Source organism: Planotetraspora kaengkrachanensis (assembly GCF_016862895.1).
GTDB classification, from domain to species: domain Bacteria; phylum Actinomycetota; class Actinomycetes; order Streptosporangiales; family Streptosporangiaceae; genus Planotetraspora; species Planotetraspora kaengkrachanensis.
This window is the reverse complement of record NZ_BONV01000051.1, coordinates 62286-83585: the sequence shown is the minus strand read 5'-3', so window position 1 is coordinate 83585 and position 21300 is coordinate 62286. Positions and strand designations below refer to the sequence as shown.

Annotated in this window: 19 protein-coding genes; 8 read left to right on the top strand and 11 right to left on the bottom strand. The window is 70.6% G+C overall.

The window, feature by feature from the left end:
- Positions 1-108 precede the first annotated feature (108 nt).
- Positions 109-1542: a carbohydrate binding domain-containing protein gene (locus tag Pka01_RS37410; RefSeq protein WP_203887729.1), complete on the bottom strand. Its 1434-nt coding sequence runs from the start codon at positions 1540-1542 to the stop codon at positions 109-111.
- Positions 1543-1546: 4 nt separating this feature from the next.
- Positions 1547-2887 carry a cellulose binding domain-containing protein gene (locus Pka01_RS37405; protein ID WP_203887728.1) on the bottom strand — a complete coding sequence of 447 codons (1341 nt, stop codon included), beginning with the start codon at positions 2885-2887 and terminating at the stop codon, positions 1547-1549.
- A 396-nt stretch (positions 2888-3283) separates the two neighbouring features.
- Between Pka01_RS37405 and Pka01_RS37400 the strand changes: the two genes are divergently transcribed.
- Complete coding sequence (locus Pka01_RS37400; RefSeq protein ID WP_203887727.1) at positions 3284-4261, top strand: ATP-binding cassette domain-containing protein; 978 nt, start codon at positions 3284-3286, stop codon at positions 4259-4261.
- Positions 4258-5022, top strand: coding sequence for an ABC transporter permease (locus Pka01_RS37395; RefSeq protein ID WP_203887726.1), 765 nt, complete (start codon positions 4258-4260; stop codon positions 5020-5022). The genes Pka01_RS37400 and Pka01_RS37395 overlap by 4 nt, the downstream gene beginning before the upstream one ends.
- Positions 5023-5031: 9 nt before the next feature.
- Here the strand turns inward: Pka01_RS37395 and Pka01_RS37390 are convergent, their stop codons facing one another.
- From Pka01_RS37390 to Pka01_RS37375, 4 genes are all read right to left on the bottom strand, one after another.
- Positions 5032-8184, bottom strand: a complete 3153-nt coding sequence (locus Pka01_RS37390) for an AfsR/SARP family transcriptional regulator (protein ID WP_203887725.1) — start codon at positions 8182-8184, stop codon at positions 5032-5034.
- A 69-nt stretch (positions 8185-8253) separates the two neighbouring features.
- Positions 8254-8988: a siderophore-interacting protein gene (locus Pka01_RS37385; protein WP_203887724.1), complete on the bottom strand. Its 735-nt coding sequence runs from the start codon at positions 8986-8988 to the stop codon at positions 8254-8256.
- 84 nt (positions 8989-9072) lie between these two features.
- Positions 9073-9693 (bottom strand): hypothetical protein, encoded by a 621-nt coding sequence (locus Pka01_RS37380; RefSeq protein WP_239116076.1) that lies wholly within the window; start codon positions 9691-9693, stop codon positions 9073-9075.
- Complete coding sequence (locus tag Pka01_RS37375) at positions 9690-11078, bottom strand: selenium-binding protein SBP56-related protein (protein WP_203887723.1); 1389 nt, start codon at positions 11076-11078, stop codon at positions 9690-9692. Before Pka01_RS37375 ends, Pka01_RS37380 begins: the two co-directional genes overlap by 4 nt.
- Before the next feature lie 119 nt (positions 11079-11197).
- Here Pka01_RS37375 and leuE point away from each other — a divergent pair, with 119 nt between their 5' ends.
- Complete coding sequence (leuE, locus tag Pka01_RS37370) at positions 11198-11860, top strand: leucine efflux protein LeuE (protein WP_203887722.1); 663 nt, start codon at positions 11198-11200, stop codon at positions 11858-11860.
- A gap of 14 nt (positions 11861-11874) precedes the next feature.
- On the opposite strand, the gene Pka01_RS37365 is transcribed toward leuE, so the two are convergent.
- Positions 11875-12726 (bottom strand): TIGR03619 family F420-dependent LLM class oxidoreductase, encoded by an 852-nt coding sequence (locus Pka01_RS37365; protein ID WP_203887721.1) that lies wholly within the window; start codon positions 12724-12726, stop codon positions 11875-11877.
- 265 nt (positions 12727-12991) lie between these two features.
- Between Pka01_RS37365 and Pka01_RS37360 the strand changes: the two genes are divergently transcribed.
- Entirely contained in the window at positions 12992-13645 is a 654-nt protein-coding gene (locus tag Pka01_RS37360) for a VC0807 family protein (RefSeq protein ID WP_203887720.1), read from the top strand.
- 81 nt (positions 13646-13726) lie between these two features.
- On the opposite strand, the gene Pka01_RS37355 is transcribed toward Pka01_RS37360, so the two are convergent.
- Positions 13727-14182 (bottom strand): nuclear transport factor 2 family protein, encoded by a 456-nt coding sequence (locus Pka01_RS37355; protein WP_203887719.1) that lies wholly within the window; start codon positions 14180-14182, stop codon positions 13727-13729.
- An 82-nt stretch (positions 14183-14264) separates the two neighbouring features.
- On the opposite strand from Pka01_RS37355, the gene Pka01_RS37350 reads away from it, so the two are divergent.
- The 4 genes from Pka01_RS37350 (at position 14265) to Pka01_RS37335 (ending at position 18201) form a co-directional block, all read left to right on the top strand.
- The gene (locus Pka01_RS37350; protein ID WP_203887718.1) at positions 14265-14990 is read left to right on the top strand and encodes an SDR family oxidoreductase; all 726 of its coding nucleotides are present in this window, start codon (positions 14265-14267) and stop codon (positions 14988-14990) included.
- 194 nt (positions 14991-15184) lie between these two features.
- Complete coding sequence (locus tag Pka01_RS37345; RefSeq protein ID WP_203887717.1) at positions 15185-15988, top strand: DMT family transporter; 804 nt, start codon at positions 15185-15187, stop codon at positions 15986-15988.
- Positions 15989-16049: 61 nt separating this feature from the next.
- Complete coding sequence (locus Pka01_RS37340) at positions 16050-17288, top strand: glycosyltransferase (RefSeq protein WP_203887716.1); 1239 nt, start codon at positions 16050-16052, stop codon at positions 17286-17288.
- A 40-nt stretch (positions 17289-17328) separates the two neighbouring features.
- On the top strand, positions 17329-18201 hold the full coding sequence (locus tag Pka01_RS37335; RefSeq protein ID WP_203887715.1) for a phosphotriesterase family protein: 873 nt from the start codon (positions 17329-17331) through the stop codon (positions 18199-18201).
- An 18-nt stretch (positions 18202-18219) separates the two neighbouring features.
- Here Pka01_RS37335 and Pka01_RS37330 read toward each other — a convergent pair whose 3' ends face one another.
- The 3 genes from Pka01_RS37330 to Pka01_RS37320 are packed head-to-tail and all read right to left on the bottom strand — an operon-like array spanning position 18220 to position 21282.
- Positions 18220-19614, bottom strand: a complete 1395-nt coding sequence (locus Pka01_RS37330; protein ID WP_203887714.1) for an NAD(P)/FAD-dependent oxidoreductase — start codon at positions 19612-19614, stop codon at positions 18220-18222.
- 19 nt (positions 19615-19633) lie between these two features.
- Positions 19634-20422 carry an ABC transporter permease gene (locus Pka01_RS37325; protein WP_203887713.1) on the bottom strand — a complete coding sequence of 263 codons (789 nt, stop codon included), beginning with the start codon at positions 20420-20422 and terminating at the stop codon, positions 19634-19636.
- Positions 20419-21282, bottom strand: coding sequence for an ABC transporter permease (locus Pka01_RS37320; protein ID WP_203887712.1), 864 nt, complete (start codon positions 21280-21282; stop codon positions 20419-20421). Before Pka01_RS37320 ends, Pka01_RS37325 begins: the two co-directional genes overlap by 4 nt.
- Positions 21283-21300: the final 18 nt, after the last annotated feature.

The following is a 21300-nucleotide window of genomic DNA, read 5'->3' as shown; positions in this document are numbered from 1 at the left end:
TCGCGCGAATCCGTGCATGATCACGACTGGGGTTTGCGCTGGTCAGACGGCCCGCAGCCGAACCTGTGCATGATCACGCCCCGGAAAGGATCACGTCCAGGACAGGCCTCAGCCGGTGAAGGGCTTGAAGATGTTGGTGAACTCGTAGGCGGATTGGGCCACGCCGCTGCAGGTGGGCGAGACGGTGCCGTTCGGGCAGCCGCCGTTGTCACGCCCGACCGACCAGAAGCCGATCCGGCCCACGTGGTTGGTCTGCGCGTACGACAGGAGCTTGCGGGCGTCGGCCTGGAAGGTCGTCTGGCCCGTGTCGTTCTTGCCGATCATCGGGGTGAGCCCGAGCAGCCGCTTGATCTGCGCGTCACTCTTCGACGGCCAGATCTGCTTCATCTGCGACGCGGTCGCGTTCGCCGCGGAGACCATGGCGTCTCCCCAGTTGCCGGAGAAGCCGAAGTCCATCAGCATCGGGTTGACCATGACGTTGAGGCCCTTGGCCGCGGCGTCCTGGAGGATCTGCACCGACGACGGGTCCATGCCGTAGTCCTGGCCAAGGATCCGCATCGTGTAGCTGATGGTGGTTCCGCGCTCCGTCTGGAGTTGCTTGAGCGCCGTGTTGACCTTGTTGGCGTCGATGGACGCCTCCACGTCGACGTCCAGATAGTTGGTGCCGACCGTGTCGAGCACCTTCTTGTAGGCGGCGAGCAGCGCGGCCGAGGTGCCGCAACTGTGCTCCAGGTACGGGCCGACGGCCCCGCCGGTGGCGACGATCACCTGACCGCCCTTGGCCTGGAGCGCCCTGACGTCGTTGATGATCCTCGAGTCGTTGATCGGGATCGTGCCGCCCCACGCGGGGTTGCAGCCGGTGCTGTCCCCGAGCGCGAACGCCAGCGTGTAGTTCTTCACCCCTGTCGCTGTGGACGCGGCGGCCAGTGACGGCGTGGTCATCGTGATGTCGACGTACGGCGCGAAGGTGATGGCGCCCGGGTTCGGGGGCGGCCCGGTCGGTGTCGGCGTCGGTGTCGGGGTGGGCGTCGGTGTCGGGGTGGGGGTCGGCGAGGGCGGAACCGTGCCCGGTCCGTCGAAGACGATGTCGTCCGCGTAGTAGGTGCCCTGGCCGTACCAGCCGTTGACGTAGATCGTCACGCTGGTGGTGGAGGCCCCGGTGGTGAACGAGGTGGACAGCTGGGACCAGGCGGCGCCCGGAGCGCCCCACGTCTCGGCGCTCACGCCGTTGCCGGTCGCGCCGAGGAAGACGTAGTTGCCGCGCACCCAGGACGACAGGGTGTATTTGGTCGACGGCTTGACGGTGATCGTCTGCTGGCAGCGGGCGTAGTCGCTGCCGGCCGGGGTGGCCGACAGGGCTCTGCCGCCCGAGTGCACGGGGGTGGAGACCGCCTGCGCCCCCGACGATCCCGAGCAGGTCCATCCGGACAGGCCGGACTCGAATCCCGGATTGGCGGCGATGTTGGCGGCGTACGCCGTGCCGGTCAGGACGCCCACGAGTGCGACGCACGCCACGGCGCCCAGGGTGATCAGTTTCTTCATGACGTCATCCCGTGTACGAAGCGAAGATCTTGGAGAACTCGTAGGGCGACTGGGCGATGTTGGTGCACATGTAGAGCGCGCCGTTGCAGGCGTTGCGGTCCCGGGTGGTCTCCCAGAAGGCCAGCAGGCCGAGGTGCCTGCCCTTGGCGAAGGTCACGAGCTGGCGGGCGTCGTCCTGGTTGTAGATCCGGCCGTCGTCGTTCTGGCCGAGCATCGGGGTGACGCCGACCATGCGCCACACCTGGGCGTCGGTCAGGCTCGGGTACAGCGACTTGAGCTGGGAGAAGGTGCTGTTGGCCGCTTGGACCGCCGCGTCGCCGTAGTCGACCGACTGGTAGTAGTCCATGGCCATGACGTTGACGACGTCGAGCTTGACCCCGGCGTCGCGGGCGGACCTGACGACGTTCAGTCCGTCGGCGGTCAGGCCGTTCGGCAGGACCGGCAGGGTGAGCGAGATCTTCAGGTTGGAGTGGGCCTGCTGGAGCCGGGCGAGCGCCTGCGACCTGCGGGCGACAGACGCGGGCTCGGCCGTGGCGGCGCCCTCGATGTCGAGGTCGATGTAGTTGAGGCCGTAGGCGTTGACCACGGCGTTGTACTCGTTGTACAGCGCGGTCACGTCGGTGCAGGCCTGAGCGAGTTCGATGCCGGTCGCGCCGCCGAAGGACACCTTCACGTCTCCCCCGCCGGCCCGGATCGCGTCGATCTGGTCCTTGCCCCACTGCTGCCTCGGGTCGTAGGCGTTGAACCACATGGCCTTGCAGCTCGACGCGGTCACGAAGCCGAGCGTGAAGTTCTTCAGGCCGGAGGCCGAGGCCATCGCGCTCAGGCTCGGGGTGGGCCACGCGCCCATGTCCACGTACGGCGCGGTCCTCAGGTTCCCTGGGGACGGCGGGGGCGGTGTGCCCGTCGGCGTGGGTGTGGGCGTCGGCGTGGGAGTCGGGGTCGGCGTGGATCCGCCGCCGCCGCACGGGCCGCCGTCGAGCTTGCAGTTCGCGGGAACGCCGTTCCCGCCGCTCACCCAGCCGAAGCTCGCCGCGGCCCCCGGGGCGAGGGTGCCGTTGTACTCGCGGTTCTTGAACGTGTAGTGGTTGCCCGACTTGGTCAGCAACGCATCCCAGTAGGAGCCGACCGACGACCCCGACGGGAGGTCGAACTCGACCGTCCAGCCGGATAGCGCGGCGCTTCCCGTGTTGGTGACCGTGTATCTGCCCTGGTACGCGGAGCCCCAGTCGGAGTCCTTGGAGAAGACGGCCGTGGCTGTGGCGGCCTGGGCGGGGAGGGCGACGAGGGCGAGCGCGACGGCGGCCACCGCCGCCAGCACACGCCAGACGAACCTGATCTGCATGTCACAACCTCTGGGGAGTGAGAAGGGAGGTCATGGAAACCCGTACGGCTGACGCCTCACGGAGGCGGCCGAGTAAAGACGGCGCCAGCCGTACGGCGCTTCTGGGCGTCTGGTGACGGGACGCAGTTTCGTGAGGTGAGCTAGGTCTTTTTTAGGAAAGTTTCCTAAGAGTTGATCGGATCGTAGCCCGGCCGACTTACGGCGGCAAGGCCCAAACTGAAGGGAATTCTGACGAGCTCTGTCAGAGGTTTCACGACTGGCGGGAAGCGTAATCGCGGGCTTTTCCCGCCTGCAAGGGCGCGACCTTAAGCGGCCCTTATCTCCGCCTCAAGCCCGACCGCGTCGCTGACACCGTTCTGCCAGGCGCCTGCCAGCGAGGGCGCCGATCCTCAAGGCATGAGCAACACGATCGAAGCCGAGGGCCTGGTCAAGAGGTACGGCGACAAGACGGCCCTGGACGGGGTCGACCTCGAGGCGCGCGCCGGCTCGGTTCTCGGCGTCCTCGGGCCGAACGGCGCGGGCAAGACGACGGCCGTCCGCATCCTCGCGACGCTCGTCGGCCCGGACGGGGGCGTCGCCAGGGTCGGCGGCCACGACGTGACCAGGGAGCCCGCGAAGGTTCGCGAACTGATCGGCCTCACCGGCCAGTACGCGTCGGTCGACGAGAAGCTGACCGGCAGGCAGAACCTCATGATGATCGGCCGCCTGCTCGGCCTGGGCAGGGCTCCCGCGCGGGCCAGAGCGGAGGATCTCATCGGCCGGTTCGGCCTTCAGAATGCCGCGGACCGCGCCGCGCAGACCTACTCGGGCGGCATGCGGCGCCGGCTCGACCTCGCGGTGAGCCTGGTCGGCGAGCCGTCGATCATCTTCATGGACGAGCCGACCACCGGCCTGGACCCCCAGGTGCGGGCGGAGTTGTGGACCGTCGTCCGCGAGCAGATCGCACGGGGCGCCACCGTGCTCCTGACGACGCAGTACCTGGAGGAGGCCGACCAACTGGCCGACGAGATCGTGCTCATCGACCGGGGGAAGGTGAGCGCCCGGGGCACCCCCGACGAACTGAAGGCCCGCGCGGGGGACAGGCGCCTGGAGATCCGGCCCGAGCACGACGCGGAGAAGGCCGAGCGGATTCTCGCCGAGGTCACCGGGCTCCGCCCGCACCGCGGCGAGAACGGGGTCATCAGCGTGCCGGTCCTCGACCCCGCGCTGCCGCCCGCGGCGCTCCGCAGGCTCGACGACGCCGGGATCGTCCTCACCGAGCACGCGCTCAGACGGCCCACGCTCGACGAGGCGTTCCTCGCGCTCGTCGCTGCCCCCGCGGAAGGGCTTACGGACCATACGGCCGCGAACGCGGCGGAAAGGCGATCGGCATGACGGCCCGCAACACCTTCGCGCAGGGGATGACGCTGACGTGGCGGAGCCTGGTGCCGCTCAGGAACCAGCCCGGGGAGCTGATCCAGTTGCTCCTCCAGCCCATCTTCATGATTGTGATCTTCGTCGTGGTCTTCGGTGCGATGTCCGGCGACCAGAGCGGGGCCGTGCAGCGTCTGCTCCCAGGCGTGCTGACGCAGGTCGCCCTCACTCAGACGATCACGACCGGCCTGCGGCTCGCCGAGGACATCGGCAACGGCGTGTTCGACCGGTTCAGGAGCATGCCGATCGCGAGATCGGCGCCGCTGATGGGCAGGATCCTCGCCGACACGGCCACCATGACCCTGACCGTCGCGGTGGCGCTGCTCGTCGGGTCCGTGGTCGGCTTCCGGATCCGCACCTCGCCGCTGGAGGCACTCGGAGGCGTCGCGCTGCTGCTGGCGTTCACACTGGCCCTCGGCTGGGTGTCGGCGTGGCTCGGTCTCCGGGCGAGGTCCGCGGCCTCGATGCAGGGTCTGGCGACGGCCGTCCTGCTCCCGCTGTCCTTCGGCAGCACGGCCCTCATCCCCGCGGCCAACATGCCGGGGGCGCTCCAGTGGTGGGCGCGCCTGAACCCCGTCTCGCACCTGGCCGACTCGCTGCGCTCGCTGTTCACCGGCGGTCCCGTGGGAGCGAACGTCTGGATCACCCTGGGCTGGATCGTCGCCATCACGGCCTGCTTCGTCCCGCTCGCCGTACGGACCTACGCGCGCAGGATCAGGTGAACCGCGGGCTCACCCGCCCGTCGTCACCCGGCGGATCTCGTCGAGCGACAGGGCGCGTCCCCGCTCGTAAGCCTCACCGAACGCGGCGCGCGCCCCGGCCCTGGCGGACTCCATCGCCGCGACGGCGTCGGGGTCGGCACGCCACCCGTCGTTGACGGCGTCCGCCGCGCCGAACAGGACGGCCGCCTGCTCGGGGTCGCCGTCCGCGAGGGCGACCATGGCGCAGCCGGCGACGAGCAGGGCGAGGACGGGCACGTCGGGCTGGGTGCCGAGCACCTCGACCGCCGCCCGGTGCTCGCGCCGTGCGGCGGTCAGGTCGCCCCTGGCCAGCAGAGCCCTGCCGTACCCGCCTCGCGCCATCGCGGCCTGCTGCGGAACGGTGACGCCGTCCAGCAGGGCCACGACGCGCTCGTAGGCGAGGAGGGCCGCGTCGAGGTCTCCGCCATGGCGCGCGATCTCGGCCTCCGCGATCCCGAGCTGGAGCAGGGTGTGCGGCGGCATGGCGTCCGACAGCCGGGCGCGCGCCGCGGACAGGTCGCTCATCGCGCCCTCGAGGTCGCCGGCCCCAAGCCTGAGGTGTGCCAGCCTGGTCAGCGCTGAGATCACGTCCTGCGGGCTCATCCACTCGCCGGTCACGGCGATGATCTCGTCCACGAGCTCGGACGGCAGGTCGCCGCGCCTGGCGCGGAGGGTGGCGAGCGACAGCAGCGACTCGCTCAGACCCCGGCGGTCCCCCGTCGTCCTGAAGCCCGCAACCGCGGCCTCGATGTCCCGCATGGGGTCGTCGGAGAGTCCCAGCGATCCACCGCGGATCATCAGCGCGGAGTTGGCCAGCCAGGGGTCGCCCGAGACGGTGTACTCGTCCAGGAGCATGCGGGCGCGTTCGTCCTGACCGGACATGGCCGCGATGACCACGCGCATGATCAGCAACATCGGATGGACCGGCCCCTCGCTCTCGGCCGCGGCTATCAGCGCCTCCATCTCGTGGAACAGGGCGCCGATCCGTTCGCGATCGGCCATCGCGTGGCCGAGCTGGACGACGGCGAGGACGATCCGGCACGCGGCGTAGTGGCGGAGCAGGCCGGCGGGCGGACGGTCGCCGACGAGCTCGACGACCCGGCCTGCCCAGACCGCCGCCTCGCCCTCGTATCCCCGCATCCACCAGTACCAGCTCAGCTCTCCGCACAGCCGCAGGGAGATCTCCACGTCGCGGGAGTCGATCGCCCACCGGAGGGCGGCGTGGAGGTTGTCCTGCTCCGCGGTGAGCCTGGCGATCCAGCGCTCCTGACCGGCGGCTCGCAGGCGCGGCTCCGCCTCCTCGGCGAGAGCCAGGAAGTGCCGGGCGTGCCGGGCGTGGAACTCGCCGGACTCCCCCGCCTCTGTGAGCCGCTCGAGCGCGTAGGCGCGGATCGTCTCCAGCATCCGGTAACGCCCGTCTTCTGTCACCTCGACCAGGGACTTGTCGACGAGCGGGGGAAGGGTCTCCCGCACCTCCGCCGGGTCGCCGCAGACCGACTCTGCGTCGTCCAGCGTGGCCCCGCCCGCGAAGACGGCGAGCCGCCCGGCCAGGGCCCGCTCGCCGGGCGTGAGCAGGTCCCAGCTCCACTCGACCACCGCGCGGAGCGTCCGCTGCCGCGGCAGCGCCGTACGGCTCCCGCCGGTGAGCAGGCGGAAGCGGTCGTCGAGCCTGGCCGCGAGCTGAGCGGGACCGAGGGCGCGCAGCCGGGCCGCGGCGAGCTCGATGGCCAGCGGCATCCCGTCGAGGCGACGGCAGATCGTGACGACGGCGTCGGCGTTGTCCTCGTCGAGCGTGAAGCCCGGCCGTACGGCGGCGGCCCGGTCGGCCAGCAGCCGCACGGCCGGGTAGCCCGCCGCGTCGGCGGCCGTCGCCCCGGCGGGCGGCAGCCCGAGCGGCGAGATGGCGGCGAGGGTCTCCCCCGGGACTCCGAGCGGCTCGCGGCTGGTGGCGAGCACCCGCACTCCGGGGCACTCGGCGAGCAGGCGGTCGGCAAGCGCGGCGGCCGCCTCGATCACGTGCTCGCAGTTGTCGAGCACCAGGAGGGCCGCCCGGCCGTTCAGCGAGGCGACGAGATGATCCACCGGATCCCTCGCCTCCTCCCGCCACTCCCCCGTGACCGCGCGCTCGCCCATGATCCCGAGAGCGTTCAGCACGGCGTGGGGGACGTCGACGGCGTCGGTGACGGAGGCCAGCTCGGCCATCCACGGGCCGCCGGGCTCCGACCCGCCGTACGGTTCCGCCGGCGCGCGCAGCGCGGTCTCGATCGCGAGCCTGGTCTTGCCCGCACCTCCCGGTCCGATGATCGTGACCAGGCGCGACCGCTTCAGCAGCCCGCCGAGGTGGACGACCTCGTCGCCGCGTCCCACGAAACTGGTAAGGGGTGCGCGCAGGGCGGGGGCGCGAAAGCCCGGCCTGCGCCGTCCGGCGGAGATCTCTCCCCTGAGGACGGCGAGGTGGGCGTCGCGGAGATCGGATCCGGGGTCGACGCCGAGTTCGTCGGCGAGCGCCTGCCGGGTCTTGTCGTACAACGCGAGGGCCTCGGCCTGCCGGCCGCCGCGTGCGAGGGCGCGCATGGCGAGGGCACAGAGCCGCTCCCGCAGAGGATGGGCGGCGGCCTCAGCTGACAGGTCGAGGTCGCGCCCGAGCGCGAGGTAGGCCTCGGCCCGGCTCTCGACGGCCGTGAGCCGCTGCTCCTCGAGGGAGGTGGCGGCGTTCGCCAGGTACGGCAGGCCGGGCAGGCCGCCGAAGGCGGGGCCACGCCACAGGGCGAGCGCCTCGTCGAGCGCGTCGGCCGCCCGGGCGGGGTGGGTCGCCGACTCTCCGGCGTGCCGCAGGACGGCGAAGCGCTCGAGGTCCACCTGCGCGGGGTCCACGTCGAGCGCGTAGCCCCCGGCACGCCAGAGGACCGCGTCCGGACGGCCGAGCGCCGCCCGCAGCCGTTTGACCAGCGTCTGCAGGGCGTTGGCCGCCATCGCGGGCGGATCGTCGCCCCACAGCGCGTCCACGAGCGCGTCGGCCGTCACGACCTGCCGGGGCCGCGCGGCGAGAACGGCGAGCAGCGCCCGCACGCGCGGCCCGGTGACGTCGATCCGCTCGCCGTCGTCGTCCGTGACCTCCATCGCGCCCAGAAGGCTGACCCACATGCCCGACATCTTGCCCGACGCCCCAGCCGATGTTTCAGCCGATGTTTCCGCCGACGTTTCCGCGGCGGCTCAGTCCATGCCCCGCTTGCCGGGGGTCCAGAAGGGCTTGGTGACGACGCTTCTGCGGGGCCAGCCTCGCTCGGTGACCAGGTGACGGCGGACGGCCTGGAGGGTCCTGGCCTCGCCGGCGAGGTAGGCGACTCCCGGCTCCTCCGGAAGGTCGAGCGCCTGCACGGCCTTGATCAGGGCCTCCGACGGGACGGCGTCACCCGTGCGCTCTACGCGCACGAGGTCGCGGGAGAGCGGAAGGTGGTCCTCCGCCGCGCCGGCCTCGACCACGCCGTGGACCGGGGTGGTCTCCGGGATCGCCCCGAGCATCGGGCCGAAGGCGACGGACGCCGTCTCGTCCCCGGCGAACAGGTGGTATCCGCCGGGCCGTACGACGAAGTCGCCCTGGGGCCGGGAGAAGGTGACCTCCTGGCCGGGGACGGCGGACCTCGCCCAGGCGTTGCCGGGCGAGTCGCCCACGTGGTCGAACACGATCAGGTCGAGGGTGCCGGCGTCGGCGTCGGCCGCCCAGATCGAATAGGTGCGCAGCACGTCGCCCACCGCGCCGCGCAGCCACGTGCGCGCGGCGAACATGTCGGTGACGTGCACTCTGACCTGCTGGCCCGGTGTCCAGGACAGGCCTTTCAGCGCCGGGCCGCAGATGCGGACGCGGCGCATCCGCGGGGTGAGCAGACGCACGTCCTCGATCACGCCCACGAGGAACAACATCTCCCGAAGGGCTCGGGCGCGGGCCATGGCGGACCTCCCTTGGTACGGCGGCTGCCCATACCCTATCGAGATATATCGCATCTCGACTCCTCCCGAGGGAGGAGACGGATCTCACCAGGCCGTGGCGAGCGTGATCACCCCCGCGCCGACCAGGGCGATCGCCCACATCCGGTCGAGGTTGAACCACGCCTTGCGCAAAATCGTGAGCCCGGCGAACTCGTAGACGACGAGGGCGATGATCGTGGCCGTCACGAACATGGCCAGGGTGTGGATCCCCGCGACGACCATGCCGCCCGTCAGAGCGCCGCCGCCGTGGTGGTGCGCCCCCGCCGCCGTCCCGGCGGGCATGTGCGTGAGGACCGGCAGCAGCATGAGGCCGGCGCCGTGCACCGACGACATGAGGAACGACCAGGCGGCGAGTTGCGGAAGCGACACCCGCATGCCGACCCAGCGGAAGTGCCGCTTGGACAGCAGGTGCCACAGACCGAAGCCCACGAGCAGCACGCCCGAGGCGATGCTGAGCACCGTGCCGGTGACCAGCGAGCCGGTGGCGCTGACGATGAGGACCACCATCGCCACCGACGCCAGATGCCCCAGCGCGATCACCGGAAGCGACTGCAGGAGCAGGTCGCGGCTGCGCTCCTGCAGGCCCCTGGCGACCGCGAAGAGCCAGCCCATGGAGGGGTTGATGCCATGGAAGGCCCCGAGCAGGATGACCGCCGTCAGCGTCACGGGTAGCAGTAGGAGTCGGAGGAGGCGTCCCCGCCCTGCAGCCGGGTCTGGTGCGGGCGCAACCCTCGGAAGTCGTCTCCGTGCGGGAAGAACCGCTCGTCGAGGGTGAACGCCGCCGTGTCGGCCTTGGCCATCCAGGCGCCCACGCCGTCGGGATAGAACTGGTCGTCCCACGAGCCGTACAGCGAGTTCGTGATGTAGACCCGCTCGCCGTCACGGCTGACCTCGATCATCTGCGGGCCCCCGGCCAGTCTCTCGGACGGCGCGGCCGGGTGGGCCGCCCGCCTGACGACGCCGCCGAGACGGATCGAGCCCGTCTCGACCGGGTTGAACGGGTCGGACACGTCGTACTGCTTCAGCTCGCCCGTGCCCCAGCACGAGACGTAGAGGTGCCTGTCGTCCACGGACAGGTCGATGTCGGTGACCAGCGGCGGCACCGCCCCGAAGGGCTTGAGCACGTCGGGCAGGTCGCCGGCGGACGCGGGCTCGGCCGGGATGTCCACGACCTTCCGCACGGCCCAGCGGGAGCCGTCCTCGTACCAGACCCAGATCGAGGCCGACAGGTCCTCCACGTTCGTGACCACCCCGGCGAAGCCGTACTTCTTCGTGGGGTCGTGGGCCGGGCGCAGTTCGAGGACCATCTGGTGCTGGTCGCCGAGGTCGGCCTCCTGGATGTGCCTGCGCCTGCGCATGTCCCAGAAGTGGATCCGGTGGCCGTACTTGCGCCCGAGCAGGAGTTCGCCCACCACGCCGTCCTCGACCATCGACGGGGTGCCCCACTCGGAGGTGACCATCACGTCGTGGTTGATGTGCCACCAGAAGTCGTAGGCGAGGTACTGCGGACCGCGGTCGGCCTCCCACCTGCCGAGCACCTCGAACGACGTGTGGTCGAGCACGGCGATTCCTCCGGGGCCGTCCTCGCCGTAGCCGCCGAGCGCCGAGACGTACAGGCCGCCGGGACCGCAGTGGACGGTGTGCGGCCGCGAGTAGCCCGCGCGCTTGCCCAGGTCCTCGGCCTCGATCACCTTGACGAGCCGCGGGCTCACCACGTCCTTGGTGTCGTACACGTAGATCCGGGACGAGCGCAGCCCCGGGACGATCAGGTAGCGCCGCTCGACGTGGGGATGCGGCGCGGAGGGGCACAGCGCGCTGCTGCACGCGTTCCAGCCGAAGTGGTGCAGCTCGTCGCCGGTGTAGGGAAGATCCGTCCAGCCGACGACCGCGCCGTAGGAGGCGGAGCCGGGGTCCGCGTCCAGCACGGCCAGCGCGTCGGGCCTGCTCGCCGAGCGGTCGAACGCGGCGACGTAGGCGAGCTTCTCCGCCGGGGCCGCGGCGGCGTCACGCGGAGACGGATAGAACGTTGGATCCGGCTTCCAGAGCGTCATGCGCTCAGAATCAGTCGTTATTTCCCACCAGGTCAATAGGCATTGACATGCCCTCACCTGTCGAGACCAAGACAAGTAAGGCACTATATCGGCGTATGTCGTAACTTTTGGAGCGGAAGATGTTCTTCGGGATCACGAATATCTGGGCCTACGTCGTCGGCACATTTCTGATCATCCTGCTGCCCGGCCCGAACTCGCTGTTCGTGCTCTCCACGGCCGCCCAGCGGGGTGTGCGGCGCGGTTACCAGGCCGCATGCGGCGTCTTCCTCGGCGACTCGGTGCTGATGTTCCTGTCGGCAGCCGGGGCCGCCTCGCTGCTGAAGTCCACCCCGATCCTGTTCACGGTGGTGAAGTACTCCGGAGCCGCCTACCTCGCCTGGATCGGCTTCGGCATGTTGCGCTCGGCCTGGAAGTCGTGGCGCTCGACCTCGGCCGCGGGCACCGGATCGGACGTCGAGGCCGCCGCGGCGCCCCGCCAGGTGAACCCGTTCCGCAAGGCGCTGGGCATCAGCCTGCTCAACCCGAAGGCGATCCTGTTCTTCGTCGCCTTCTTCGTGCAGTTCGTCGAGCCGTCGTACGGCGCCCCGGTGTTGTCGTTCCTGATCCTGGCGCTGATCGCGCAGGTGTTCAGCTTCGTCTACCTCAGCACGCTGATCTTCGGCGGCACCTATCTGGCGGGCCAGTTCCGGCGTCGCCGCAGGCTCTCGGCCGGCCTGACCTCCGGGGTGGGCGCGCTCTTCCTCGGCTTCGGGGCCAAGCTCGCGACCGCCACCCTGAACTAGACCGCCACCCTGAACTAGGGAGTCTCCCCGCGCACCTCGGCGAGGGCGGCCTCGAAGGCGTCCATCTCCCGCCGGATCGTGTCGATCCCCGCCGTGTGCAGGTAGGCCATGACCCGGGCGACCCCCGCCCGCTCGCACTCCTCGATCACGCGAGGGTCGGCGGGGGTCGCGCTCATGAAGACCTGCACACGCCTGCCCGCGTCCGCCGCTCTGCTGAGCAACTCGGGGATCCGCTCCAGGACGCCCGGCGTGTAGTTGGGCAACCAGGTGTCGCCGTACGACAGCACACGATCGAACACGGTCGGCCCGGTGCCTCCGACGAGCACGGGCGGATGCGGCCGCTGGGCGGGCTTGGGCCACGACCACAACGGCGGGAACGACACGAACTCCCCGTGGTACTCCGCCTCGTCGCGGGTCCAGATCTCCCGCATCGCCTCGGCGTGCTCCTTCATCACGGCGAACCGGCGCCGGGGGTCCACGCCGTGGTCGCGCATCTCGGGCTCGTTCCACCCGGGCCCGATGCCGAACTCGAAGCGCCCGCCCGTCAGGTGGTCGACGCTCGCCACCGTCTTGGCCAGGGTGATGGGGTCGTGCTGCGGCACCAGGCAGATCCCCGTGCCGACCCGCAGTCGCGTGGTCGACACTCCCGCGGCGGTGGCCGCCACGAAGGGGTCGTAGACGTGCCAGTACTTGGACGGCAGGTCTCCGCCGTGTTCGGACTGCACCCGCGTCCCCGGCTCGGGAACCGGGATGTGCGTGTGCTCGGTGAACAGCAGCGCCGCGTGCCCCCGCTTCTCGACCATTCGGGCGAGCGCCGCCGGGCCGACGGTGTCGTGGGTGGCGAAGTAGCCGAAGCCTGATTCCATTCCGCCAAATTAATCGGCATTTCTTCCGTGTCCCGGGAGACACCCGCCCCGCCGTCGTAAAGACCTGGCCACCGCCCGGTTCGCGGCGTTCGCGGCATTACGACGCCATGCCGTACGGGCATGGACGGCGAGAGCGACCCTCTCCGGATGGGCACCGGATCATGTGGGGGTCGGGTACGTTAGGCCACCGGTAAAGGCCAGCCCTCGTGTTTCCGGCAGGGGCCACGGGTAGATGGAGTCCCTACGCCCGGCCCGATGGAGTGTCATGAACCATACGCCTTTCGTCCTGCCACGGCTCACCGCGATGCTCAAGCAGGCGGTGCCGCGGCTCCTCGAAGGCGTGGTCGCTCCCCTGGCCGTCTTCTACGCCGCGCTTACGCTGCTCGGCCTGAACGGCGCGCTGGTGGCGGCGGTGTCATGGGTCTATCTCGGGCTGCTGTGGCGGCTGATCAGACGGCGCCCGATCCCGGGGACGATGCTCCTGGCCGCGATCGCGATCACCTGCCGCGCGGCCGTCGGCCTGTGGTCGGGAAGCGCGGTCGTCTACTTCATCCAGCCCGAACTCGGCACGATCTGTATCAGCATGGCCTTCCTGGCCTCGGTGCGGCTGCGGCGCCCGCTGGTGCAGAAGCTCACCCTCGACTACATCCATCTGCCGTCGTTCATCCTGCGTCACGAACGGATCCGCAGGTTCTTCGCGCAGATCACGCTGCTGTGGGCGTTCGTCCTGCTCATGAACTCGACCGTCAGCATCTGGCTGTTGCTGCACCAGTCGATCGAGACCTACCTGCTCGTCAGGACCGCGGCCGTCGCGACCATCAGCACGGTCGCGTTCCTCGGATCGGCGTGGGCGTTCCGGCGGGTGCTGCAGCGCCTGCACGCCGAGACTCCGGCCTCGGCCGCGCCCGTCGCGCCCTGAGCGCTCCGGCCGTGTCCGGCCGGAGCGGCTCGGGTCTACCGCGCCTTCGCGGGGCCGCTACCCCACGTGGGCGCACTGCGCCTACAGCGTGTGGGTGCGGACGGAGGCGTCGCCGCGGCTGTGCTTGGCCTCGAACGCCAGAGCGGTCACCTTCCAGCCCTCGGCCTGCCGTACCAGCCTGAGCCGGTAGACGCCCCAGACCTCCCAGATGCCCCCGCCGAGGTCGGCGTCGAGCAGGTTGTAGGCATAGCCCTTCGCGGTCACGCCGGCCTCGGCGCCGTCGACGTTGATCGCGTAGTTGCTGACGGTGTGGAAGCTCTGCTTCTTCGCGTGCAGTCCCTTGTTCCAGCCGTCGACCAGCTGCGCGGAGGTCACCCTCGAAGGCTCCCCGCCGTTCAGGCCGGTGAAGTCGACGGCGACCTCGTCATCGAAGAGTTCCTGGCAGACGGCCCAGTTCTTCGCGTCCGTCGTGTCGAAGACGGCGGTCACGACGTCCTCGATCTCGGCCCGGTCGACCAGTGCGGCGATCTCATCCATGCGGATCACTATGCACCATGCGCGAAGTCCTCGCGTTGCCCGCCTACCGGGCAGGCGAACCAGCGTGATAGGACGAACAACCATGGGAACGGCACTGGTCACCGGAGCTTCACGAGGTCTTGGCGCGGTCATCGCCGAACGGCTCGCGGCCGACGGCTGGCACGTGGCCGTCAACTACGCGCACGACACCGCGGGGGCCTCGGCCGTCGTCGAGCGCGTGCAGGCCGCCGGCGGCTCCGCGCGCCTGGCCAGGTTCGACGTCACCGACGAGGATTCCGTACGGGGGTCAGTCGCCGAGATCGGGGCGGTCGACGTGGTGGTCAACAACGCGACGGGGCCGCAGCCGCTCATGCCGGTTCAGGAACAGACGTGGGACGACCACCTCGACCAGCTGCACTTCTTCGTCAAGGCTCCGCTGCTCATCCTGCAGGCCGTGCTGCCCGCCATGCGCGCGGCCGGATCCGGCCGGATCATCAACGTCGGAAGCGAGGTCACCGACCTCGGCAACCCCGACTACGGGCACTACGTGTCGGCCAAGGCCGCGATGCACGGCCTCACCCGGTCGTGGGCCCGCGAGCTCGGCCCGTACGGCATCACCGTGAACACGATCGAGCCGGGCTGGATCCCCGTGGAACGTCACGAGGGCACTCCGGCGGCGGAGTACGAGGAGTACATCACGCACCTGCCTCTCGGCCACATGGGCGTGCCCATCGACGTGGCCGAGGCCGTCGCCTTCCTCGCCTCCCCCGGTTCCCGGTTCATCACCGGACAGCGTCTCGCCGTCAACGGCGGCAGGACGATGACCTGAGCCGGATCCGGTCCCCGTGGGAGAACCGTCTGTCGACCAGTCGACGGCGAGCCGACCACCCGCTGAAGGTCAGCCGAAGTTGAGCTGATCGGCCCCGCGCGCGGCGGGCATTAGTCCCGCGTTCGACCTCCAGTCGCTGACATGAGGCATTTCGGCCATGACGCCGTGTCTTCATTCAGCTGGAAGGAGGGCGCATGATTGTGCTCGCGGCGGCCCTGGCGCTGCTCGGCTCACTTTTCTTCGCTCTGGGCGCGGCGTTCCAGCAGCACGAGGCCTCGGGCGCGGCCGGACCCGGCATGCTCGGGCTGCTGCGGCGGCCGCGCTGGCTGATCGGCACGGGCGCGGTCGCCCTGGGCGGCGGGCTGCACATCGTCGCCCTGAGCGCGGGCCCGCTGATCGTGGTGCAGCCCATGGGCGTCGCCAGCCTCCTGTTCGCCCTGCCGATCGCGGCCGCGCTGCACGGCCGCAGGCCCACCGGTAGCGAACTCGTCGCCGCGGCCGTCGTCGGCGCCGGCCTGATCGGCCTTGTGATGCTCGTCCCCGCCACCGCGCCGACGCCCCGCATGGACGACGCCGGCGCGCTCGCGCTGCTCGCCGCCGCCGTTCTCGCGGCCCTCGTCTGCTTCGGGCTGGCCACGAGCATGGGCGGCGCCGGCCGTACGGCGCTGCTCGCGGTGGCGGCGGGGGTGATGTACGGCTCGTGCGCGACGGTCACCCGCGTGATCGTCGACGGTGACGGGGAGCACCTCTGGCTGCTCGCCGTCATGCCGATCCCCGTGCTGGCGGCGCTCGGCCTGCTGCAACGGGCCTACGCCGGCCGCCACTTCGCGGTCGCCTACGCCACCCTGCAGCTGACGGACCCGGTCACCGCGGTCGCCTGCGGGGCCCTGCTGCTCGGCGAGCCCCTGCCGACGAATCTGACGGCCGCGGTGGTGGCGGCCCTGATCGCCGGAGCCGGAACCGTCGCACTCGCCCGGACCAGCCCTCTCACCGGATGAACCCTGGAATGCACCCCGCACCGGACGACCCCCCGCACCGGATGACGCAGATCGGAGCCCGATGAACGCCGTCCCCGCCCCCTCAAGCCCGGACCCCGCAGGAGCGCAGCCGTCCCTCGCCGTGGCCGCGGCCCCCGCGCGCCGCCGCCGGGTGCTGATCGCCACCGACACCTACCCGCCCGACGTGAACGGCGCCTCGTACTTCACCCACCGCCTCGCGGACGGGCTGGTCGCGCGTGGCGCCGACGTCCACGTGGTGTGCTCGTCCGACGAGGGCCGTCCGCGTACGGAGGTCGTGGGCGGTGTGGTGGTCCACCGGTTGTGGTCGGCCCGGCTGCCGGTGCATCCGACGATGCGGATCACCCTTCCTCCGGGTCTGAAGCGGACGATGGAGCACCTGATCGGCCGGGCCCGGCCGGACGTCGTCCACGTCCAGGGGCACTTCATGATCGGCCGGGCGGCCCTCGGGGCGGCGGGCCGGGCGGGCCTGCCCGTGGTGGCCACCAACCACTTCATGCCTGACAACCTCTTCCAGTTCGCCCGCGTCCCGGGTGCGCTGCGGGCCCGCGCCGGGCATCTGGCCTGGCAGGACCTGGCCCGGGTCTTCGCCCGCGCCCACCGGGTCACCACGCCCACGCGGATCGCCGCCCGGCTGCTGGTCGACAAGGGGTTTCCGCACGAGGTGGAGGCGGTCTCCTGCGGCATCGACCTGCAGCGGTTCCAGCGCCAGCCGCAGGAGTGGGCGCGGCGGCGGTTCGGCGTCGCCGACCGGCCGACCGTCCTGTTCGTCGGCCGTCTTGACGAGGAGAAGCGGCTCGAGGACCTGATCCGGGCCCTGCCGCACGTGCTGAACCACGTCGACGCCCAGGCGGTGCTGGTCGGCACCGGCGCGAGGCGCCAGGACCTCGAACGGCTCGCCGCCCGGATCGGGGTGGGCGAGCGTGTCCGCTTCCTCGGGTTCATCCCCGACGCCGACCTGCCGCAGGTCTACTCGGCGGCCGACGTGTTCGCCATGCCGGGCGTCGCCGAACTGCAGAGCATCGCGACGCTCGAGGCGATGGCCGCCGGGCTGCCCGTCGTGGCGGCCGACGCCATGGCGCTGCCCCATCTCGTGTCCGGCAACGGCTTCCTCTACCGGCCGGGCGACGCCCAGGAGATGGCCAGGCATCTGGTCGCCATCCTGACGTCCGCCGAGACACACGCCACCATGTCCAGAGCGAGCCTCGCCATCGCCGCCACCCACGACCACCAGCGATCTCTCGACCGGTTCGAGGAGATCTACACGGAGCTCCTCGCGTAAAAAGACCCTATTTTCGCAAGAAATCAGTTAATGTCCGTTCATGCCCGGCGCTTATTTTCCCCGCATCCAGACCGTCTCGGGTGCGGTCCCCGTCTCTGAGATCGACGGTCCGGTGCTCGCCCGTGAACACCTGCGCACGGACACCCGGTGGGGAATCGGCGTCGGCTCCGACCCGTACCGCTGGCTCGACGAGGAGAGGTACGTCGTCGCCGAGCTCAAGCAACTGGCGTCGGGTCGCGGGCTGAGCCTGGTCGTCGAGCACACCTGCATCGGCATGGCCCGCGACCCGTCGTCGCTCGGCCGCATGGCCGCGGGCAGCAGGGTCGCCGTCGTCGCCGCCACCGGATTCGCCCCCGAGCCGTTCTGCGGGGACGCCGTCCGGCGGTACGGCGTGGACGACCTGACGGCGGACCTCCTGCACGAGATCGGTGCGGGGCTCGACGGCGCGGGGGCGCGGCCCGGACTCATCGTGGCGACCGCCTGGGACGAGGCCCCGACCGCGGCGGAGGAGCGCGCGCTCATCGCCGCCGCCCGCGCCTGCCTGCGCACCGACCTGCCGGTGGCGACCGAGGGCCTGGGCCTGCTCGAACTCCTGCTCTCCCACGGAGTGCCCGCCCGGCGGCTCAGCGCGCGCACGGCCGACGCGCCGGCCCAGCGGAAGATCGCGGAGACCGGCGCCTACGTGAGCGTCGACGACGCCGAGCACGTCCTGGCGCTGCTCGACGCCGGCCACGCCGAACGCGTGCTGCTCAGCAGCGGCGTCTCCCGCCGTGAACATCTGCTCGGCTACGGCGGGCCGGGGTACGGCAGGCTCTTCGACACGATCCTGCCTGCCCTGAGTGAGGCCGGCGTCGACGACGAGACACGGCGCCTGATCACCCACGAGAACCCGTTGCGCTGGCTGGCCGGGTGACGCACCCCGGCCGAGGGGTCACGAGTCGAAGCCGAGCCCGAACGCGTCGAGCGTGCGCAGCCACGCGTTGCGACGCCCCTCGTGCTCGTCGGACCTGGCCAGCGACCAGCGCGTGAGCTGGATGACGCCCGACCTGAGCGGTTCGGGCGGGAAGGGCACGGGCTTGCGCCGCACCATGCGCAGCCGGGTCCGCTCGGTCTCCTCCCCGGCGAGCAGATCGAGCATCACGTTGGCCCCGAAACGGGTGGCCCCGACCCCGAGGCCCGTGTACCCGGCCGCGTAGGCGAGGCGAGAGCCGTACGCGGTGCCGAAGAAGGCGCTGAACCTGCTGCAGGTGTCGATGACCCCACCCCACCTGTGGCTGAACCTCACCCCTTCGAGCTGCGGGAACGTCTCGTAGAAGTGCTCGGCGAGCATCTCGAACGTGGTGTCGCGCTGATCGTGCTCCGCCGTGATGAGGCCGCCGTTGTAGTAGACCGCGTCGTACCCGCCCCACAGGATCCGGTTGTCGTCGGTCAGCCGGTAGTAGTGGAACTGGTTGCCCGAGTCGCCGAACCCCTGCCGGTTGCGCCAGCCGACCTCGGCCAGGCGGTCCGCGGGCACGGGTTCGGTCATCAGCACGTAGTCGTAGACCGGCACGAGGAAGTGCCGCAGCCTGCCGAGCAGCGGAGCGAAGGCGCCCGTGCCCAGGGCGACCGTGCTCGCCCGCACCGCGCCGAGAGGCGTCACGAGTTCCAGAAGACTCCCGCCGTCCCGCAGGGACATGACCGGGGTCCGCTCGAAGACGCGCACGCCGAGCCGGATGCAGGCGTCCCTGAGCCCCCAGGCCAGCCGGGCGGGGTCGACCATGGCCGCCCCGTCCCGGTCCCACAGGCCGCCCAGGTAGGTCGGGGAGTCGACCTCGGCCCGCACCTGCTCGCGGTCGAGGCGCTCCATCCTCAGCCCGAGCGACGCGCCGACGGCGGCCTCCTCGTCGAGGCCGTCGAGTTCCCAGTCCCGCGTGGCGACGCGCACCTCGCCGGTCCGCTCGAAGGAGCAGTCGATGCCGTACCGGGCGAGGGTGGCCTCGATCTCGTCGAGGTTCTCCCGTCCGAGGCGGTCGAGCCGGCCGATCTCCTCCGGCCACCGCTCCATCCCGTTGCCGAGTCCGTGGGTGATGCTCGCCGCGCAGAAGCCGCCGTTGCGGCCTGACGCGGCCCAGCCGATCTCCCGCCCCTCCAGCAGGACGACGTCGAGGGACGGGTCGCGCTCCTTGGCCATGAGCGCGGTCCACAGACCGGAGAAACCACCCCCGACGACGGCCAGGTCCGCGGAGACCTGGCCGGTCAGTCGCGGCGACGGAGCGGGCGCGATCGCCCGGTCCAGCCAGTACGGCTTGCGTTCCGCGTCAGCGAGCGCCTTCTGCGGGTTCACATTCCACTTCCCCGAGGAATCACGCGCGGCGGCGCCGCGCGCTGATGATGTTGGCGGCGGCGATCAGAAGACCGCCCGCGAAGATGAGCGTGCCCATGATGTTGACCTGCGGCGGGATGCCCACACGGGTGACGCCCCAGATCCACAGCGGGAACGTCGTCGTGCCGCCTGCGGTGAAGTTGGTGATCACGAAGTCGTCGATCGACAGGGCGAACGCCAGCATCGAGCCCGCCAGGACGCCCGGGAAGATCATCGGGAGCGTGACCAGCCGGAAGGTAGCCCACGTGCTCGCGCCGAGGTCCCTGGCGGCTTCCTCGAGCGAGGTGTCCAAAGTCATCACCCGGGCCCGCACCGTCACGGCCACGAAGGAGATCGAGAACATGACGTGGGCGATGAGGATGGTGGGGAACCCCTCCGGCATGCCCAGCGTGATGAACAGCGAGTGCAGGGAGGCGCCCATCACGATCTCGGCGCACGAGATCGCGGCGAACATCACCAGCGTCAGCAGCGCCGCCCCGCGGAAGCGGTAGCGGCCGAGGGCCAGTCCGATGAGCGATCCGAGCGCGCCGGCGATCACCATCGTGAGCAGCGCGATGAGAAGCGAGTTCACCAGGGCCTGGGTCAGTGCGTCGATCTCGAAGAGCCGGCCGTACCACTTGAGGGTGAACCCCTGGAAGGTGGTGTTGAACCGGCCCTTGGTGTCGTTGAACCCGAACAGGATCATGACCGCGATCGGGACCACGAGCCAGGCGATGACCAGCCAGGTGTAGATCTGGAGGCCGCGCCCCCGCAACAGTCCGCGGTTCATCGCGCGGCCACCTCCAGCACGTCCTCGGTGCCGAGGGCTCTCGCGTACACGAAGATGCCGATCAGCAGCAATGCCATGAGCGTGAACGACAGGGCCGACGCGACCGGGTAGTCCTGGTTGACCAGGAACTGGTTCTGGATGACGTTGCCGATCATCGTGGTGTTGGTGCCGCCGAGGACGGACGAGTTGACATAGTCAGAGGTGGCCGGCACGAACGTCATGAGCACCCCGGCGAACACGCCGGGCAGCGACAGCGGCAGCACGACGCGCAGGAACGTCTGGGCCCTGCTCGCGTAGAGGTCCTGGGCCGCCTCGAGGAGCCGGGGGTCGATCCGCTCCAGCGCCACGTACATCGGCAGGATCATGAACGGCAGGAAGTTGTAGGACAGGCCGCCGATCACCGCGTACGGCGTGGCCAGGACGCGGAAGTCCTGCGGCAGGAGCCCGATGTCCTTCAGCGGGCCGAACAGAATGCCGTTGTCCGACAGCAGGAACTGCCAGGAGATCGTCCGCAGCACGAACGACACCAGGAAGGGCAGCAGGACCAGGAAGAGGTACACCGACTTGCGGGCGCCGCCCTTGAAGGCGATCCAGTACGCCACGGGGAAGCCGATGACGATCTGGACGACCGTGGCGGTCAGGCCGTACAGCAGGGACCTGACGATCTGGTCGTGGTAGGTGGTCACCCCGTCGACGTAGCTGTGCCAGTTGAACGTGAAGGCGAAGCCGTCGACCACGTTGCCCGACTGCAGCGACAACGACAACATCACGAGCGTGGGGACGACGAAGAAGATCGCCAGCCAGAGCCCGCCTGGGAAGATCAGCGCGTACGGCGTCAGCCTGGCCCTGAGCGTCCTCATGCCTCCTCCTCAGCCAAG